The organism is Moorena sp. SIO4E2 (assembly GCF_010671945.1).
Classification (GTDB): Bacteria; Cyanobacteriota; Cyanobacteriia; order Cyanobacteriales; family Coleofasciculaceae; genus Moorena; species Moorena producens.
The window spans coordinates 1-19,317 of sequence record NZ_JAAHIE010000044.1 but is presented as its reverse complement, the minus strand read 5'-3'; the positions used below and the strand labels follow the sequence as shown (position 1 = coordinate 19,317).

Annotated in this window: 13 protein-coding genes; 11 read left to right on the top strand and 2 right to left on the bottom strand. The window is 43.2% G+C overall.

All coding sequences use genetic code 11. The annotated features are described in order from the left end of the window. Positions 1-32 precede the first annotated feature (32 nt). The 8 genes from F6K37_RS08010 to F6K37_RS07975 all read left to right on the top strand — a co-directional run bounded on the left by F6K37_RS08010 (position 33) and on the right by F6K37_RS07975 (position 12,681). Positions 33-1,778 (top strand): histidine kinase dimerization/phosphoacceptor domain -containing protein, encoded by a 1,746-nt coding sequence (locus F6K37_RS08010; RefSeq protein ID WP_287249385.1) that lies wholly within the window; start codon positions 33-35, stop codon positions 1,776-1,778. Between the two features lie 12 nt (positions 1,779-1,790). Then, positions 1,791-2,900 (top strand): hybrid sensor histidine kinase/response regulator, encoded by a 1,110-nt coding sequence (locus tag F6K37_RS08005; RefSeq protein ID WP_008189053.1) that lies wholly within the window; start codon positions 1,791-1,793, stop codon positions 2,898-2,900. Between the two features lie 269 nt (positions 2,901-3,169). Then, positions 3,170-4,708: a ferredoxin--nitrite reductase gene (locus F6K37_RS08000; RefSeq protein WP_287249382.1), complete on the top strand. Its 1,539-nt coding sequence runs from the start codon at positions 3,170-3,172 to the stop codon at positions 4,706-4,708. A 60-nt stretch (positions 4,709-4,768) separates the two neighbouring features. Beyond that, complete coding sequence (locus tag F6K37_RS07995) at positions 4,769-5,893, top strand: RNA-guided endonuclease InsQ/TnpB family protein (protein ID WP_271969936.1); 1,125 nt, start codon at positions 4,769-4,771, stop codon at positions 5,891-5,893. Between the two features lie 39 nt (positions 5,894-5,932). Beyond that, complete coding sequence (locus F6K37_RS07990; RefSeq protein ID WP_287249379.1) at positions 5,933-7,315, top strand: ABC transporter substrate-binding protein; 1,383 nt, start codon at positions 5,933-5,935, stop codon at positions 7,313-7,315. A 289-nt stretch (positions 7,316-7,604) separates the two neighbouring features. Beyond that, positions 7,605-7,748, top strand: coding sequence for a hypothetical protein (locus F6K37_RS07985; protein WP_165691830.1), 144 nt, complete (start codon positions 7,605-7,607; stop codon positions 7,746-7,748). A 396-nt stretch (positions 7,749-8,144) separates the two neighbouring features. Next, positions 8,145-9,668 carry an MFS transporter gene (locus tag F6K37_RS07980; protein ID WP_287249376.1) on the top strand — a complete coding sequence of 508 codons (1,524 nt, stop codon included), beginning with the start codon at positions 8,145-8,147 and terminating at the stop codon, positions 9,666-9,668. A gap of 769 nt (positions 9,669-10,437) precedes the next feature. Next, entirely contained in the window at positions 10,438-12,681 is a 2,244-nt protein-coding gene (locus F6K37_RS07975; RefSeq protein ID WP_287249374.1) for a molybdopterin oxidoreductase family protein, read from the top strand. Between the two features lie 19 nt (positions 12,682-12,700). Here F6K37_RS07975 and F6K37_RS07970 read toward each other — a convergent pair whose 3' ends face one another. After that, positions 12,701-12,916 (bottom strand): hypothetical protein, encoded by a 216-nt coding sequence (locus F6K37_RS07970; RefSeq protein WP_131826975.1) that lies wholly within the window; start codon positions 12,914-12,916, stop codon positions 12,701-12,703. A 401-nt stretch (positions 12,917-13,317) separates the two neighbouring features. On the opposite strand from F6K37_RS07970, the gene bchI reads away from it, so the two are divergent. The 3 genes from bchI to F6K37_RS07955 all read left to right on the top strand — a co-directional run bounded on the left by bchI (position 13,318) and on the right by F6K37_RS07955 (position 17,909). Then, positions 13,318-14,388, top strand: coding sequence for a magnesium chelatase ATPase subunit I (gene bchI / locus F6K37_RS07965; protein WP_287249371.1), 1,071 nt, complete (start codon positions 13,318-13,320; stop codon positions 14,386-14,388). A gap of 350 nt (positions 14,389-14,738) precedes the next feature. Then, complete coding sequence (locus tag F6K37_RS07960; protein WP_287249370.1) at positions 14,739-15,656, top strand: spondin domain-containing protein; 918 nt, start codon at positions 14,739-14,741, stop codon at positions 15,654-15,656. Positions 15,657-16,508: 852 nt separating this feature from the next. After that, a complete protein-coding gene (locus F6K37_RS07955) occupies positions 16,509-17,909 on the top strand; it encodes a CHAT domain-containing protein (RefSeq protein ID WP_287249368.1) in 1,401 nt (466 codons plus the stop codon). 112 nt (positions 17,910-18,021) lie between these two features. Here the strand turns inward: F6K37_RS07955 and F6K37_RS07950 are convergent. Then, a partial coding sequence (locus tag F6K37_RS07950) for a CHAT domain-containing protein (protein ID WP_287249366.1) occupies positions 18,022-19,317 on the bottom strand: 1,296 nt, incomplete at its 5' end.

The following is a 19,317-nucleotide window of genomic DNA, read 5'->3' as shown; positions in this document are numbered from 1 at the left end:
CTTATTAAGTAATATTCAAACTATATTAACAGATGGAACAGCAGCAGCTAGCACAAGTGTTGGAAACTGGCGATCTAGGGGAGTTGCTAGGCATTATTAACCAGCCTAACTTGCTCACCACCCTTGACTCTACACAGATGTGTAGGATTATCAAAGGACTTGGGCAAGTAGTGGAACAACAAACTGCTCAGTTAACTCAGGTCAATCAGCAATTACAACCGGAAATCACCAACCGTAAGCAGGTTCAGGAGAAATGGCCCCTGGGTGATCAGCAATTGGAATACCAATTTCAAAAACAGACAACAGAATTGTCCGAAGCTAATCATCAGCTGCGACAAGCAAAAGAGCAACTAGAGGCAGTTTTGGATGCTGTACCGGGAGCGGTGTCTTGGATTAGTGCTGATGGTCGATATCTTGGGGTGAACCGACATCTGGCTCAGAGCCTGCAATTACCTCCAGAGACTTTTGTCGGTAAAGAGTTGGGCTTTCTGGAGAGCAGCCCTCAGTTTGTTGGCTTTATGGGTGAGTTTCTCGCCTGTCGGGACTCAGGAGCTTCCCAGGTGGTCGAGCTGAAAGTGAAAAATTCTTCGAGATATTATCTAATTGCCGCTCAGAAGTACCAGCAAGGTGCTGCAGCCGTGTGTGTAGGGATTGATATCACCGAGCATAAACAGGCAGAATTAGCTCTACAACAGCTCAACCAAGAACTAGAACTCAGAGTCGAACAACGGACTTCTGACCTACGGTTCGTCAATGAACAACTTCGCAAAAGTGAGGAACAATTTCGCCTGATTTTTGAACTCTCTCCCATGGGTATGGCAATTACCAGCACTGATGACTCCGTGCTAAAGGTTAATCAAGCCTGTTGTGACACGGTTGGTTACACAGCCGAGGAACTGGGGCAGAAAAAGGCTACAGATATTATCCATCCCGATGATTTGACAATTAACCTTACCCCGAATCAAGACTTGTGGCCAGGAAGAACATCCCACTTTCAGATGGAAAATCGCTTACTCTCCAAAGATGGTAGAGTGATCCATGTTTTGACCAAGAAAGCAGTTTTAGTCAGGGATTCTCAAGGTAAGCCCCGAAAATTTTTTTATCAAATTGTAGATATCACCGAACGCAAGCAAGCAGAAAATCAGGTGAGAGCCTCTCTAACCGAAAAAGAGGTTTTGCTCAAAGAAATTCATCACCGGGTCAAAAATAACCTGCAAATTATTTCTAGCCTACTCCGACTACAGTCAAGGAAAGTTGAAGATCCACAAGCATTAAGTTTGTTCAAAGATTCCCAGCATCGGGTTCAATCTATGGCTCTGATTCACCAGCAGCTGTATCAATCGCCAAATTTAGCCCAGATTAATTTCGGAAAATACATTCAAACCTTAACCAATAACTTGTTCCGTTCCTACGGCATTAACCCACAGACAATCGCCCTCAATATCGAAGTTACCACAGCTCCCTTGACCATTGATGTAGCTATTCCCTGTGGGCTAATCATCAATGAATTGGTGTCTAATTCACTCAAATATGCCTTTCCTGAAAATCAAGAGGGTAAGATGGAAATCAGTCTAAGTTCAGATCAACAGGGTCAGCTAATCCTGAAGGTAAGTGATAATGGTATTGGTTTACCGGACAATTTAGACTTTCAATCCACTAAATCCCTTGGTTTGAGTATTGTTCGTAACTTGACTGCACAACTGGGGGGTAACATCATCCTTGACTGTAGCCAAGGCACTAGATTAGAAATAAAGTTTCCCCATTCACTGGATCTCTAGGGCAAGTCGAGCATGACCAAGAAAAAAATCCTAGTTGTTGAAGATGAAACCCTTGTGGCTATGGATATCAAGAATAGCCTCAAACTCCTAGGGTACATGGTTCCTGCTGTGGCTGTATCTGGAGAAGAAGCAGTTATAAAAGCTGAGGAAATTCAACCGGATTTAATCCTGATGGATATTCGTCTGAAAGGGGAAATAGATGGAGTGACTGCTGCCAGACTGATTAGGACAAAATGGAATATCCCAGTGGTCTATTTGACGGCCTATAGTGATGATATCACCCTAGAAAGAGCTAAGATAACCCAACCGTTTGGTTACCTCCTGAAACCATTTGAGGAAGAAGAACTGCGAGTTACCATTGAAATTGCCCTTTCTCGCTTCCAAGCAGAAACAAAAATCCGTCAAGCACTAGTAATAGAACAGGAGCTTAGAGAACAAAAATCTAGCTTTGTCTCTATTGTTTCCCACGAATGTCGTACACCTCTGAGTAAAGTTCTCCTAGCTACTGAATTGTTAGAACGTTATAGCAAAGATTTGGTCAAGGATAAACATCGCAAGTATTTTGAGCAAATTAAAGGCTCTATCCAAGATATGAGACAACTCTTGGATGAAATCCTCTTTATTGAAAAAGCAGAAGGAAACAAGCTAAATTTTCACCCAACTCCAATTAACCTAGTAGAATTATGCTCTGATTTGATAGAGCAGATGCAGTTGGCTACCGAGGGGAGCCATAGGATTATTTTGACTTCTCAAGGTAATATTCCTGATGCCTATATGGATACCCAACTCCTCAGATATATTTTCAATAACTTGCTATCCAATGGGATTAAGTATTCTCCTGAAGGGGGAACGGTAGAGTTTCAGTTAACCGTGGAAGGTAACTGGGCAATTTTTAAAATTAAAGACTCGGGAATTGGTATTCCCGAACAAGAGCTTTCCCAGCTGTTTGAACCTTTCCAGCGAGCTAGCAATGTTGGGGATATTCCTGGTACAGGTCTAGGATTATCGATTGTTAAAAAGAGTGTAGAGCAGCACCGTGGTCAAATTTTGGTAGATAGCCAGGTTGGTGTCGGTACTGTGTTTACCGTTAGACTACCCCTGTCCAGTCAGGATTGGGAGTAAGCTGGTCTTCCTTTGAATGCCATGGTTATGACAGCAGGGAAGCTTCGGGTGCAGGGGAGCTTCTGGAGCAGGGGCAGACTTGATATAACTTTATAATGCAATTTGTGCATTTAATTTATGCATTTTTTTAATTAAAATCATTATTAAGTAACAAAATATACAAAATTTTAGCAATACTTTAAATTAATTTATCAACATCAAGAGTAGTGACATCAGAGGCTCTGGACAAAACTTATCGCAATAGAGCAATAGGCAACGAGGGAACAGCTATGACCAGCGCAGCTAAGCCAGCCGCCAAAAAACTGAACAAATTTGAAAAATTCAAGGCAAAGAAAGATGGTCTTGCCATTAAGGAACAAATAGAAGAGTTTGCCAGAATTGGCTGGGAAGCAATAGATCCAGATGACCTACAGCATCGGCTGAAGTGGATGGGTGTCTTTTATAGACCTGTTACTCCAGGCAAGTTCATGCTAAGGATGCGGACACCCAACGGGATTGTCAACAGCACTCAGATGCAGGTACTAGCTGAGATAGTCCAGCGTTATGGTGAAGATGGTAGTGCTGATATTACAACTCGCCAAAACATCCAGTTGCGAGGTATCCGCATTGAAGACATGCCTGATATTTTCCGCAGGTTCGAGCAAGTTGGCTTAACTAGCGTCCAATCTGGTATGGACAATGTCCGCAATATTACTGGTTCTCCCATGGCGGGGATAGATCGCGATGAATTAATTGACACTCGGGATCTTGTCCAAAAAGTACAGGACATGATCACTAATAACAGTCAAGGAAATTATGAGTTTACTAACTTGCCCCGTAAATTCAATATTGCTATTGAAGGGGGTCGGGATAACTCAGTCCATGCTGAAATTAATGATATTGCCTTCGTGCCTGCCTACAAAGATGGACAACTAGGCTTGAATGTACTCGTAGGTGGCTTTTTCTCGGCCAAGCGTTGTGAAGCTGCTGTTCCCCTCAATGCTTGGGTACTGCCTAATGATGATGTGGTTGACTTGTGTCGTGCTATACTAGAGGTTTATCGCGACGAAGGCTCGCGGGCGAATCGGCAAAAATCCCGGATGATGTGGTTGATTGATGAGTGGGGGATTGATAAGTTCCGGGAGGAAGTCAGTAAGCAGTTTGGTAGAGAACTCCCGACGGCTGCTCCTCACGATGAAATAGATTGGGAAAAACGAGACCATATCGGTGTTTTTGCTCAAAAGCAACCAGGTCTGAATTATGTGGGTTTACACGTGCCCGTTGGTAGGCTTTATGCTCAGCAGATGTTTGATATGGCACGGATGGCTGAGGCTTATGGCAGTGGCGAAATCCGCCTCACAGTTGAGCAGAATGTGATTATTCCGAATATTCCGGATGCTAATCTCGACGCTTTCTTAGCTGAACCCCTCTTGCAGAAATTTACCCTTGAGCCCAAACCCCTAGAACGGCTTCTAGTATCTTGCACAGGAGCACAGTTCTGCAATTTTGCTCTGATTGAAACCAAAAATCGTGCCTTGGCAATAGTTCGGGAACTGGAAGAAAAGTTAGACATACCAAACCCCGTGCGGATTCATTGGACAGGTTGTCCCAACTCTTGTGGTCAACCCCAAGTAGCTGATATTGGTTTGATGGGAACCAAGGTGCGTAAAGACGGTAAGTCTGTTGAAGGAGTCAATATTTACATGGGTGGCAAAGTCGGGAAAGATGCTAAACTGGGCGAGTGTGTGCTCAAAAGTGTGGCTTGTGATGACTTACCAGAGGTCTTGGGTAATATACTGATCGAGAATTTTGGAGCAAAATCCCACTAGGTTAGTTCTGAGTCGGAGTTGCTAATAGTGAATAGAAAACCTTAGCAAAGGTTATCAAGCATGTATAAAGCGCTCAAGACTAAACTAAAACTCAATAACTATCAAAAAACCTTGATGGCACAACATGCTGGGTACTCTCGATGGGTATACAACTGGGGCTTGGCAATATGGCAGGAAGCCTCTCAACAAGGATTGAAACCCTCAGTGAGTACAATCAGAAAATTGTTTACCCACCACGTTAAACCTAACTACCCTTGGATGAGTCAACTATCATCCAAAGTGTACCAGTACGCCTTAATTAACTTAGGCTCAGCTTACAAATGCTTTTTCCAAGGACTAGGGAAATATCCCAGATTCAAAAAAAAGGGTAGACACGATAGCTTCACCATAGATAATTCGGGAAAACCGATAAAATTTTCAGGATGCAAGCACAAACTACCCAAGTTGGGATGGGTAAGAACTTATGAACCATTGCCAGATTTAGAAACAAAAAAAATCACTATATCTCGTCAAGCTGACGGCTGGTATCTGAGCTTTCATTATCAGTATCAACCACAACCAACACATAAACAAATCGATGTGGTTGGGGTAGATGTGGGAATAAAAGAATTAGCCACCCTTAGTACAGGGAAGGTTTTCACTGGTTCATTACCCTACCGCCAAGCTAAAAAGCGACTAGCTAGATTACACCGTGATTTGTCGAGAAAGACAAAAGGTTCCAAGAACTGGCACAAGTCAGTAAACCGATTAGCATTACAGCATCAAAGAGTTGCCAACATTCGCAAAGACACATTGGAAAAACTCACAACTTACTTAGCCAAAAACCACGGCACGGTGGTAATTGAGGATTTAAATGTATCGGGAATGATGGCTAATCATAAGCTGGCTAGTTCGATCGCTGACCAAGGATTCTATGAATTCAAAAGACAACTTGAGTATAAGTGTCAGTGGTATGGTGCCAAATTGGTAAAGGTGGATAGGTTCTATCCATCATCTCAGCTTTGTTCAAGTTGCGGGCATCGTCAGAAGATGCCGTTGGCAATCAGGACGTATAACTGTAGTGAATGTGGTCTAATCCTGGACAGGGATTTGAACGCAGCGATAAATCTGAAAAACGCCGTGGGCTCTACGGTGTCTGCCTGTGGACGGGGTGCTGCCGACAGTCCCGAAAGAAGCAGGAAATAAACAGCATTAACTAGCATTAGCTAGGTTTGTATCAGTTTTATGGAGCAGCAGCGCCGCAAGTTTCTCAAATACATCGGGTATGCCACAGTAGGATGTGGTTTTAGTGCCTGTAGCTCAAATAATCTATTCGATTTCCCAAAACGCGATCGCTCCTCTGAGCCAACTCAAGGACCTCCAGCTAACTTTGGTAAGTTAGAGAAAACTAACCTCACCATTGGCTTTGTTCCTGTAACTGACTGTGCTCCTTTAATCATTGCCAAAGAAAAGGGTTTTTTTCAGCGTTATGGTCTGAATGTGGGTCTTAAAAAATATCCTGACTGGTCAGCGGTTCACAAAGACTTACTATCATGGGGTATAGATGCCTGCGTTGCCTTGTTTGGATTGCCAATACTAACCAATTTTGGTTCACCCAAGGCACCAGTGATATCTCTAATGATGCTCAATCGCAATGGTGCTGGGATCACCTTTTCCAAAAAAGCTTGGCAAGGTGCTATTCGTGCTTCAACGGAGTACTATAATTTCCAAGATTTTGCCTACTCCTACAGGAAATACATTAAAAAATTAGCCGAGCCCCTCAAGCTAGGGATAGACTTGACCAACTCCATGGCAAACTATACCCTTCTCTACTGGCTATCAGCTATAGAGATTAATCCCGATAAACAGATTAAGTTAATCGAGTTTCCACCATCTCAAATGGTATACAAACTCCAAGCTGGGATAGTAGATGGCTACTGTTTAGATGAGCCCTGGAACCAAAGAGCAGTTGTAGACCAGTCTGGATTTACGGTTTATGTCAATCGGGATATTTGGAAAGGTCATCCAGGAAAAATACTCGCAACCATGGGACCTTGGGCAGAAAAACATCCCACAACCGCCCGAGCCTTGGTAGCGGCTGTTTTGGAAGCTTGTCAGTATTGTGACCAACTAGAAAATCGCCAGTCAATTGCTCAGATTATATCTAGGAGCAAATACATCGACACTAAGGTAAATTATATAGAAGGTTCTTTACTGGGCAACTATAATTATGGTGGCTTTGACCAGAAAGACCGATTTGAAGCAATCCCTGATTTTAATTTATTTCACTTCCAAGATACAGACTATCTGAAAAAGCCCAATCATGCTAATTATCCTTGGCGCTCCCATGGTGTTTGGTTGCTAACCCAAATGATTCGCTGGCGTCATATTAACCGACGTCAATATCCTAAGGATGCGGATAAAATTATCGACCGGATTTATCCAGTGAAAATTTATGAAGAGGTTGCCAAGGCGTTGAAAATCGATCTACCTAGTGAGCGTATGAGGGTTGAACCTGCTGATGTGTTTGTGGATCAAAGAGCATTTGATCCTAGTCAGCCAGTTAATTATCTCAATGGTTTCGATATCCGAGCTGATCGTTCTCAGCTATTTGCTGCTGTCAATTAAGCCTTCAGCTTATGCGCTACAGATGGTGCTACTTGAGGTGCTATCAGCTATCAGTCACTTAAGACCCAAGCATCGCCCAAGTAAAAAAGCCCAAGTAAAAAATCCCAAGTAAAAAAGCCGACCTAGAGACTTTATCTATTGAAAGTCTCTAAACTTCTTATGCGCCCAAGGCTTGCATCACATTAGCTGGTTTAGAATGCCATGCAGCTAAAACCACCAATCAACCTTCAGCTGCTTCACTAATTGGCTTTGCTTAACTTAGGAATAATCTCAAGTTATAGTTCGGTCAGTGGTCAGTAGTCAATTACCCATTACCTATTACCCATTACCCATTAACCATTACCCATTACCCATTACCCATTACCCATTACCCATTACCCATTACTCTCAATTCATTCCACAATTGGCCAACACGCCAATTTTATGGCTTTGATGTAACTATTGAATAGTAAATATGCATTTAATTCAACATAATATACAATTTGTAACAAATCATACGAAACTTCTGTTTCAGGGGTGTCACTATTAGTACCTGAACAATAGTATTAAGTTAACCTCAGAAAATTAGTATCTATGGGCGATTACTGTAGCAATGAATTCCGAAAGAATTACCCTAAAACAATAAGCTATAGTATTCAAACTAATAGGTAACTTTAATCAGTCAGCAAGTTGATGGCAACCGATCAGCTGGATTGTTTTGAAAGGGATTCTTTGGAGTAGTTTTTGGAGGAGACTAAATTAACCCAAACGCTCAGCTGTAATGGCTAATGCTGTTGGTGCGTGAATCTTCTGTTTTCGTAGTTTGTTTGAGTAGAGGAAAGGTATATAGATGCTCGCAGAAATGTGGTCCTTTCGTGGTAGGTATAAAATCCTCCACATGACCTGGTTTGCTTTCTTCCTGTCATTTGTAGTGTGGTTCAACTTAGCGCCCCTAGCAACACAGGTGAAATCAGACTTCGGTCTCGAAGTAGGTCAAATCCGAACCATCGCAATTTGTAACGTTGCCCTGACAGTGCCTGCCCGTATCATCATCGGGATGCTGTTAGATAAATACGGACCAAGAATCACCTACTCCCTTTTGCTGATTTATGCAGCAATACCTTGTATTGCTTTTGCCTCGGCACAGAACTTTAGTCAACTGGTGATTAGCCGCTTGGCACTGAGTATCGTAGGTGCAGGTTTTGTGATTGGCATCCGGATGACGGCAGAATGGTTCCCTCCCAAAGAAATTGGTTTAGCCGAAGGTATTTACGGGGGCTGGGGTAACTTTGGTTCTGCAGCAGCAGCCTTTACCCTACCTACCATTGCCGCATTTTTAGCCTTTGGCAGTCCAGGTCTGAACTGGCGCTTTTCCATTGCTGGGACCGGGATTATCGCTGCTCTGTATGGTGTCCTCTATTATTTTAACGTCCAAGATACTCCCCCAGGCAAAGTTTATCAGAAGCCCAAAAGCGCCAGAGGAATGGAAGTCACCACCAAAAAAGACTTTTGGTTTCTGATGGTGATGAATGCTCCTCTATCCATCATTCTTGGTGTCCTGGCTTGGCGCTTGAATAAAGTAGGCTTTTTCGAGCAAAATGTTCTCTACATCGTTTGGGCTGGTCTACTTGGGTTGTATTTGTTCCAAGCTTACAACTGCTGGGCAGTTAACAAAGATTTGTTAGCAGGTCGTAAGCGCTATCCTCCTGAAGACCGCTTCAATTTTTCTCAAGTTGCCATTCTAGAGTTGACCTACGTTGTTAACTTCGGCTCTGAATTAGCTGTAGTTTCTATGCTCCCTGCTTTCTTTGAAGGCACCTTCGGACTGAGCAAACAAGCAGCCGGGATGATTGCTGCTAGCTACGCCTTCATGAACTTGATGTCCCGTCCTGGTGGGGGTTTAATCTCTGATAAACTGGGTAGCCGCAAGATGACCATGGCAGTTCTAACATTCTGTATGGGTATTGGCTATCTGATCTTCAGTACGGTGAAAGGAGGCTGGTGGCTTCCTGGTGCGGTACTGCTGACCATGGCTTGTTCCTTCTTTGTGCAAGCTGGAGAAGGCTCTACCTTTGCCATCGTACCTCTGGTGAAGCGACGGATCACCGGTCAGGTGGCTGGTAACGTAGGTGCTTACGGAAACGTGGGTGCTGTCGCTTACCTGACTATCTTCAGTTTATTGCCAGCAGGAGATGTGGGTAACCGCATATTCTTCCAGATGTTGGGTGTTACAGCTTTGATTGTTGCCTTCCTGTGCTTCCTAGTCTTAAAAGAACCTAAGGGTTCCTTTGCTGACCTCCATGAAGGGGAAGAACAATACGCTACTGCTGCTAGCCCTGCTGCCGCTATGGAAACTGGAGACTTGATGAACTAGTTACTTGTTGGGTATGGTTGACATCACTCTAGAGATGCAACAAAAACACGAATTTTCTACCCTTACCTTGTCAAATACTATTCATTTTCTTACACTGAAATGAGTCAGTAACTTGTTTAACAAGGGAACACTACCGCCCAACGAAGAACTAAAAGCTCCTGAAGCTGGTCGTAAGTTAAGCGACGTAAAATAATGGACTGAGTGAAGTTACAGTGCGGCGAACGGAGTAGGCCAAGAGCCTCCATCAATAAATAAAATTAGCGCTTTGTCTTTGGCAAAGCTTTGTCGGCAACAACCATTAGTTTTAACTAATGCTATACCATCGTCCTACCGAATTAGGTTTGTACAGGTTAAATGTTGCACTAGATGGCTCAAAAATATCTAGATAAAAGTGGGGCAATCTTAATCAAGATTGCCCCAACGCTCACCTCCGAAATAATCGCTTCTTAAACAAGGAAAAAATAGTCAACCTTTAGGTATTAGCTCTTCAAGACTTAACCTGATTTTGAATTAACAAAAATTTTCACAAAATCCTATCGAAAGATATAATTGCTATTGAAAAATCCTTAAGACGGTAAATAATGTAGCGAACTAGCTAACTAATTTATGATTAATTTTTATGATTAATTTTAACTCAACATTTGTTAGTAATAACTGATATTTGATATAAGAAATATTAATAATATTAATCATAAATTAAGTGAAAAAACTATTTAATATAGTTACAAACTATAAAAATAGTGAAAAAAAAAAATTGGGGGAAAACATCATGACTGACTCAGCTAAGACACTCTGTCCCTACTGTGGGGTGGGCTGTGGTCTGGAAGTATTGCCTCCAGCTGGTTCTGGTCGTGCTACCTATCGAGATAGCCAAGGCAATCCGATTTGGAAAGTCAGAGGCGATCGCTCTCATCCCTCAAACCAGGGTATGGTTTGTGTCAAAGGTGCCACGGTTAGCGAGTCTTTGGATAAAGACCGCCTCAAGTATCCCATGATGCGGGATTCCCTAGACCAACCATTTCAGCGAGTCAGTTGGGATGAAGCCCTAGACCGAGTAGTGAATCGGATTCAGACGGTTCGTTTCACCCAAGGACCAGAAGCAATTTGTATGTACGGTTCCGGTCAGTTCCAAACCGAAGACTACTATATTGCCCAGAAATTGCTCAAAGGTTGTCTCGGTACCAATAACTTTGATGCTAATTCCCGCCTGTGCATGTCCTCAGCTGTAGCTGGATACATCCAAAGTTTTGGTTCCGATGGTCCTCCCTGCTGCTATGACGATCTAGAATTAACTGACTGTGCCTTTTTGATTGGGACTAATACAGCAGACTGTCACCCCATTGTATTTAACCGTCTACGTAAGCATCACAAAAAGCATCGTCATGTTAAAATGATAGTGGTAGATCCTCGCCGCACGTCTACCGCTAAGCTGGCTGATTTACATCTAGCGATTAAACCGGGTACTGACATTGATTTACTCAATGGTATGGCTCACTTACTATTGCGCTGGGGTAAACTGGACACGGAATTTATTGAGGAGTGTACCAGCGACTTCTCCGCATACGCTCAGATAATTATCAACTATCCACCGGAAATCGTTGCTGAAAGATGTGGTATACCGGTGCATGAACTTGAGGAAGCCGCTCGCTACTGGGCAAAATCAAAGCGTGTCCTGTCTTTGTGGTCAATGGGGGTTAACCAATCCTCAGAAGGTACCGCTAAAGTCCGCACCATCATCAATCTGCACCTGATGACAGGCAACATTGGTAAACCAGGAACAGGACCATTTTCTCTAACTGGTCAACCTAATGCGATGGGAGGACGAGAAGCTGGGGGACTGGCTCACATCTTACCGGGTTATCGGGTAGTAAAGAATCCCCAACACCGTAGTGAGGTGGAACAGTTATGGAAACTCAAGCCAGGGACAATTTCTCCTAATCCTGGTCTTGATGCTTGGAGCATGATCAAAGGTTTAGAAACTGGAGAAGTCGGTTTCTTGTGGATTGCTGCCACTAACCCAGCTGTCAGTATGCCGGATATTGAACGAACTAAGGCAGCCCTAAGAAAATCCGCCTTTACTGTCTATCAAGATGCCTACTACCCCACTGAAACCGCTGCCTATGCTCATGTCTTGCTCCCAGCAGCCCAGTGGAGTGAAAAGACTGGCGCTATGACTAACTCTGAGCGAGTTGTCACCCTTTGCCCCCAATTCCGTAATCCACCAGGGGAAGCCAGACCGGATTGGGAAATCTTTGCGGAAGTAGGGCGTCGCCTAGGCTTTACTAAAGAATTTGACTTTACTGACTCTGCTGCTGTTTATCGGGAATTTGTCCAACTGACCCGTGGACGACTTTGTGACATGACCGGACTTAGTCACGAACGCTTACGGAAAGACGGTCCGATTCAATGGCCTTGCCCTGAGGAGTTCCAAAACCAAGAGTCTTCTGAGTCAATCAGCAATACTGGCAAACGGCTTTATACTGACTTCCGATTCAATACGCCAGATAGCAAGGCAAAATTTGCCGCTTTCCATTCTAAAGGACTGGCAGAACCCCCGTCGGACGAGTATCCGTTGGTGCTGACCAGTGGCAGACTTTATGGTCACTGGCACACCCAAACCCGCACCGGACGGATTGAGAAAATCACCAAAATGTACCCCAATCCGTTACTAGAAATTCATCCCCGTGATGCCCAGAAGCTGGGGATTCAAGATGGGGGTTGGGTAGAAGTGCGATCGCGTCGCGGAACTTGCCGCTTCCCAGCTCAAGTCACTAAAGCGATTACTCCTGGTACAGTGTTTGCTCCCATGCACTGGGGAGCTTTGTGGGCAAATCAGGCAGAAGCTAATGCTCTGACCCATCCCGAATCTTGTCCCATTTCCCTGGAACCAGAATTAAAAGCCTGTGCTGTTAACTTGGTGCCCATCAGTGAAACTGACAGTATGCGATCGCAAAATCCCAACCAAGAGCCATTAGGAACACCGATTTTACAGAAGCTCAAAGTTTTTAGTTAATTGTTTAAAGTTTCCATTCTCAATTGCGCTCTCCAAGAGTTTCCCAAAGACCTGCCTCACCAAGGGTGATTGGAGTCTGGGTTTGTGTCTGGGCAAAATTTGAAATAGACATAAACGGCACTAACCCCATCACCAAGGAGCACAAAACTATCAGCATAGTCATCCTGACTGGATGCTGCCACTGTGTAGTTACAACATGAGACTGGGTTGTGCTGCTAAGCTCTTGCATGCTCATGACTAAAACCTCAAAATAGATGTGTACGAATATATGGATAGTTCACTGCTTCCTGTCAGGATGCAGTGCATTGTTCGTCTTCATGCCAAGTTGCAGGGACAGTCGGCAACTTGGTATTTGTTTATACACCGAAATCCTTTACATTTTGAATCATACAAACATTTTGGTAAAAAGTAGCTATATTTACCAAATAAAAACACAAAAAGTAACACTAGTTACAGATTTTCATTAATTTTTGTGAAAAAGAGTAAATTATGAAGTTTATAGGCATAGATCTTGGCTGGACTTCTGGAGCGACTGGAAGTTCCTGCTAAAAGGGAAAAGACTGATCAACTCTCAGGGCACGCCCTATGGCAAAATAGTAATCGTCGAGAAAAATCAACAACAATAAAGTAATCCCAGTGAGTCCTACTGCCCAAGCGCCCAAGACTACTACTCGCCGCCTAGTGTTTCCTTTCACCGCCATTGTCGGTCAGGAAGAAATGAAACTGGCATTGCTCCTAAATGTGATCGATCCCAAAATTGGGGGAGTAATGATCATGGGCGATCGCGGCACAGGCAAATCTACTACCATTCGTGCCTTAGCTGATTTATTACCAGAAATCGATGTAGTTGCTGAAGACCCCTTTAACAGTGACCCATTGGATCCTGACTGGATGGGCAATGGTAATGGAGCATCTGCATCCAGGACTTCGGTCAAGAAAAAAGTTCCCATGATAGATTTACCCTTAGGGGCAACTGAAGACCGGGTTTGTGGTACAATCGATATAGAAAAAGCATTATCTGAAGGTGTCAAAGCTTTTGAACCAGGACTTCTGGCTAAAGCTAATCGAGGCATCCTCTATGTAGATGAGGTTAATCTGCTCGATGACCACCTAGTTGATGTACTCCTAGACTCCGCTGCTAGTGGTTGGAATACTGTAGAACGGGAAGGTATATCTATTCGCCACCCTGCTCGCTTTGTTTTAGTAGGTTCTGGTAACCCGGAAGAAGGAGAATTACGACCCCAGTTACTAGACCGCTTTGGGATGCACGCGGAAATCCGTACGGTCAAAGAACCAGTGCTGCGAGTCAAAATTGTGGAAGAACGGGGATATTTTGACCAAAATCCTCACAAATATATTGAACAGCACCAATCTGAGCAAGAAGTATTACAGAAACAGATAGTAATGGCTCAAGAGCGACTTGCTGAAGTAGAAATGGACTACGACTTTCGGGTGAATATTTCAGAAGTTTGCTCAGAACTCGATGTGGATGGGCTCAGGGGTGATATTGTGACTAATCGGGCGGCTAAGGCCCTGGCTGCATTTGAAGGACGAACTGAAGTTACCGTGGATGATATCCGCCGGGTGATTACCTTATGTTTACGACACCGCTTGCGTAAAGACCCCCTCGAATCAATTGATTCAGGATATAAGGTTCTCAAATCCTTTAACCGTGTTTTTGGGGTTGAAGCAGCTGAAGAAGATTGAGTTACTGTAGCGCAATGATTAATCAGTAAGATTCATCAGTAATAGTTAATGGGTAATGGGTGATATTGCCCCAATGCGATCGCAAAAACTCAGCAGGTAGGTATTGGATGCCAGGGTTGAAGACTTGCCCGTAAGTCTACCCTCGGTATGGTTGTAACAGCATATGAGATCATGTCCGGTTTATAAGCTTTTATAAACCGGATTTGGTTTTATTTTCACATTTGTCATAACTTTACTAAATATCCGTCAAAATTATTTTTTCCATAAAGCTTTTTAATTAGAGATTGATCAAGGAATTTGATTGTACTAATTTAAAGCTAGCAATAAATAGTTCATTCAACTTAGTAATTATGAATGGAATCAAAGGTTTAAAAAACCAGGCCATTTTCTTAGCTAGTTTACTGACTGTTGGTTCAACAGTGAGCATAGCATCAACGGCAAACGCTGTGACTCTTAAGGTAACTGTTGAGAATTTGACACCAGAAAATGGTGGTGTTGTCACTCCTGTTTGGTTTGGTTTTCATGATGGTAGTTTTGATAGTTTTAATATTGGCGAATCTGCTTCTTCTGGAATAGAAGCCTTAGCAGAAGATGCGATCACAGGTCTGGAAGCTACTGTTCCTGGTCTAGTTGAATCCTTTATAGAACTAGGCCTGGATCCCAACGATGTCCCACCCCAAAGTTCACTTATTGCTGGTCTGTTTGCTGACAGTGCTGCTGCTCAAAACGGTGGTGTTCAAGGTATAGTTGTAGATTTAGATAGCCCTCTAGGTCTTTTTTCTGGGGATGTTGTCTCGACAAAAATCAAACTGGATGAAGATTTAGCTAGCAACTCCTTCTTCAGCTACGGTGCAATGTACTTCCCTAGTAACGACGCTTTTATTGCTAACGATAACCCAATCGCCATCTTTGATGGTGATGGTAAATTTATTGGTGCAGACTTCATTGTTCTAGGTGACCAGGTTTGGGATGCTGGTACAGAAGTTAACGATGAGAATCCTTTGAATGTACCATTTGATTTGGCTGTAGTTGGGGATGGTATTGATGAAAACGGTCTTGTTCTGCCTCATCCTGGTTTTCTACCAGCAGGTAGCGGTGGTGTTTTAGATTTTGGAGATGGATTATTTGCCAATGCTGATTTCACCACACCAGGTTTTCAGGTAGCCCGGATTACCATTGAAAAAGTACCAGAACCAGCCACAATTACAGGACTGTTATTACTAGGTGGTTTATCAATATTACGCCGTCGAGTTGGTCGCAGCAGATAACTCTTTTGTTTGAAGGGGTGACAAACTAGCCTGGCAGGGTAAACGCATCTAATTTTGAAATGCTTACTGGATATGAGATTGATCAGATAAGTATTTATGCTTATTGATTTTGAAATTTCTGTCTTGATGCAGTGCGGTCTTGGGGGAAAACCCCAAGACCGCACTGCATCGGTTCTGAGTAAGGCTTCTAGAATTTAGATGCCTTTGCCCTGACGAGCCTGGTTGACTGACAAAACTATTTAACTCCTTGCATAAATAACCAAGTTAAGGGTGATAGGTAATATAGAGCAATCCTAATTAGCCATCCTAATTCCTAGGTGAACACTACTCTGTCCTGAGTTTTCAGTTTTGAGTTCTCAGTTGGGCAGTTTTGGGTCAGACCGATCACTTTTCACTATTTCTATAGGATTACTATTAAGCACCTAAACAAAATTAATTTCCTACTACTAATCCCTGTAACCCTTACAGTGTAAGGCTTTGAATTTTTGAAAATGGGTAATTAATTTTGTGCACCTGCTTATGTTTGGCTTTAAAAAAGATTGACTATTCTGACAGATGGATTTTTAATCCATCTGCTGTCAATTCTGCTCTTTCTAATCGTAAGTATTAAGCGTTTAGCGTTTAGCTTTCAGCTACTCCTAATCATGATAATCCGAAAAACGGAGATTTGTCAAGAAAAACTTATCTATTGGCCACTTTCAGCCAAATTCTTAAGTTTTGCTTGATTCCAAAGCTGACTGGATAAGTGCCTTCGTGTAACGTGGGCGTAGCGCGATTGACCGTAGGTCACGCTACGCCCACGCTAAATACTTACGTTTGCTACTTACCTTTGCTTTTACCCGTGAGGTAACTATGAAACGAATAGCGACTAGCTTTAGCTGGTTCCTAGCGACACTACACTTCACCGGAACTATCAGTGCTCTTTCGGTGCAGGCACAAGCCACTAAGCCAATGTCTAACAACACTGTATCCAATGCTCTTACTCAAACTATTGCTCAATCACCAGCTGTTAATCCCCCCAACTTTGGACAAGCCCTGGACAATAACCAAGTAGTAGAAGCAGTACCTTTAATTGAACAAACTTGGGAAAAACAATATCAGAATCACCTAGACATCAATTTTCCTGACCAATCCATCACTGTGGAAGAAATTGCTGATACTCTTGGCAAAATCACCAATCAAACTGGTCAAAAGCCTGGTCTGATCTATATGGTTCCGCGACCCCAGCAACTAGAGCTGGTATTAATTACACCAGAAGGTAAGCCCATTCACAAGCGTGTCTCCGCAGCCAATAAGGAAGCTCTGTTGAGCCTAGTGCAAGAGTTTATCCAAACTATTACTCATCCTATTCGTAGACACACTAAAGATTATCTACCAGTAGCTCAGCAACTCTATCAGTGGATGATTGAGCCATTGGAACCATACCTTAAAACTCAGGGTATCAACAATCTAATTTTTTGCCTAGGTGGAGGGTTACGTCACCTGCCCTTTGCTGCATTACATGATGGCCAAGAGTTTCTGGTGGAAAAGTATAGCTTAGCCCTGATTCCTGCCTTCAAATTAACAGATACTGTCTATAGTGACCTGAAAAATTCCGATGTTTTGGCTATGGGGGCATCAGAATTTAATGAACACAATTCCTTACCTGCTGTGCCGGTAGAGTTATCTGTTATCACCCAATATCCCTGGCAAGGAAAATCTTTCCTCAATAAAGATTTTACCCTAACTAATCTACAGTGGCAACTGGGATATCATAAGAATTTTCAAATCCTGCACCTGGCAACTCATTCAGACTTCCAGGCGGGAAAACCAAACAAGTCTTATATTCAGTTTTGGAATAGTAAACTGACTTTATATACATTCGCTGAATTACGTTGGCACTCACCAGCGGTAGAATTATTGGTGCTGAGTGCTTGTCAAACTGCCATCGGGGATAAAGAAGCTGAGCTAGGCTTTGCGGGATTAGCAGTTCGCGCCAATGTCAAGTCAGCAGTCGCTAGTTTATGGTATGTCAGCGATGGTGGAACCTTAGTGCTGATGAGTGAATTTTATCGGTCTCTTAAAACTGTACCAATTAAGGCTGAAGCCTTGCGACAAGCTCAGATTGGGATGTTGAAACAAAAGGTAAGTTTGGCTAGTGTTACTGATCGACCAAATGTATCCTTGCCTCCAGAATTAGCATCTCTCAACTACGAAGATTTATCCCATCCCTATTATTGGGCGGCTTTTACAGTAGTTGGTAATCCTTGGTAAAACCCTGCTCTTCTTTAAGCCATCAGCCATCAGCTATCAGCTATCAGCTATCAGCTGAGCACTGACAACTAACCACTGACTGCTGACTGCTGACCGCTGATGGCTAACGCTACTACAACCAATTCCCTACCATAATATAAGGAGCCCAGTAATAAGGATGTTCATAGTTTGGGTCTTGTAAAATTGATTTTTGGGCGCGATTGAGGGCTTCAGCTTTTGAGATTGATTTGTCAGTAAGTTCCTGGTAAAATCGATTCATTAACACAGCTGTGGCTTCATCATCCACTAGCCAAATAGTAGCAAGAGTACTACGTGCTCCTGCTTCTATCGCTACACCAGCTATACCCAGAGCCGCTCTCTTGTCCCCAGTTGCTGTTTGGCATGCACTCAGCACCAGTAATTCGATCGGAGTGGATTGGCGTAGGTCTGTTGTTTGCAGTAAGTCCTTCAACTCATTAACATTTATCTTACTATCCCAGGTCAGAATGAACGTCTTCTCAGCTTCAGAGCTAAATTCACCATGGGAGGCGATGTGTACTACTGGGAAAGGAGCTGCTTCAACAGAATTTTCAAAGTTGGTTTCAGTAAAGTCCTGATTGAGTAAGATTTCACTAGGAACTTGAGCCTTAATTTTCTCTAGCTCTACTTCTACAAATGGCAAAGGATTATATCCCTGACGGGATTCAGATAACCCAGCCGTTAGGACTTTGATATCTTCCCTGACTAAGCGCTGGGGATTCATTAAATCTAGTCCAGGGGTTAGCGCTATACTATACTTCTCGACTAAATACTGCTTACCGTCGTGAAGTGCTGCCATCGGAATATTGCGCAAGGCTCCATCAAGAACAAATACTAGGGTGTCTACTTGAGAGTTAGCTAAATCCTCTTCAATCGGTCGGATTATCCAATTGTATACCTGCTGCGACATTGGGAAAAATTTCCGTCGATGAAGCTGGGGTAGGAAGTGACGCAGGTCTTCCAGAGTAGATTCAATTTGGTCTTGGGGAAGCTCTGTTCTATAGTGGCGCAGTGGTTGTTGGGGTAAGCGGATAATAATATCCACGCTTTCTGGTAGTATGATAGGATAAATTAATGCTGCTTTAGTATCAACTTGGTCGATGACTTGATCAATCACTACAGGAGTAGCATTTAAGCAGGCTGAGCGAAAATAGTTATCTAGTTCGGCTAACTGTAGTGACTCAATGATCTCACGAGCTTTTTCCAAGTTGTCGGGATTGGCTTCATTCCTGTCTGATTGCAGCAGTAATTGCACGAATTCTCGATAAACTGGCTCTACACTCTCTCGAAATGTAAACCTGACCTGTTGGTTAACAGCTACTAGGTCACTGCGTAGAGACTTGAGGGTGTTAACAGCTTCTGTGTAAGCTGCGATCGCATTTTCCTCTTC

Bases quoted from the DNA above. Each gene is read 5' to 3' on its own strand.
- F6K37_RS08010 (WP_287249385.1), top strand. From the start codon at position 33: ATGGAACAGCAGCAGCTAGCACAAGTGTTGGAAACTGGCGATCTAGGG.
- F6K37_RS08005 (WP_008189053.1), top strand. From the start codon at position 1,791: ATGACCAAGAAAAAAATCCTAGTTGTTGAAGATGAAACCCTTGTGGCT.
- F6K37_RS08000 (WP_287249382.1), top strand. From the start codon at position 3,170: ATGACCAGCGCAGCTAAGCCAGCCGCCAAAAAACTGAACAAATTTGAA.
- F6K37_RS07995 (WP_271969936.1), top strand. From the start codon at position 4,769: ATGTATAAAGCGCTCAAGACTAAACTAAAACTCAATAACTATCAAAAA.
- F6K37_RS07990 (WP_287249379.1), top strand. From the start codon at position 5,933: ATGGAGCAGCAGCGCCGCAAGTTTCTCAAATACATCGGGTATGCCACA.
- F6K37_RS07980 (WP_287249376.1), top strand. From the start codon at position 8,145: ATGCTCGCAGAAATGTGGTCCTTTCGTGGTAGGTATAAAATCCTCCAC.
- F6K37_RS07975 (WP_287249374.1), top strand. From the start codon at position 10,438: ATGACTGACTCAGCTAAGACACTCTGTCCCTACTGTGGGGTGGGCTGT.
- F6K37_RS07970 (WP_131826975.1), bottom strand. From the start codon at position 12,916: ATGAGCATGCAAGAGCTTAGCAGCACAACCCAGTCTCATGTTGTAACT.
- F6K37_RS07960 (WP_287249370.1), top strand. From the start codon at position 14,739: ATGAATGGAATCAAAGGTTTAAAAAACCAGGCCATTTTCTTAGCTAGT.
- F6K37_RS07955 (WP_287249368.1), top strand. From the start codon at position 16,509: ATGAAACGAATAGCGACTAGCTTTAGCTGGTTCCTAGCGACACTACAC.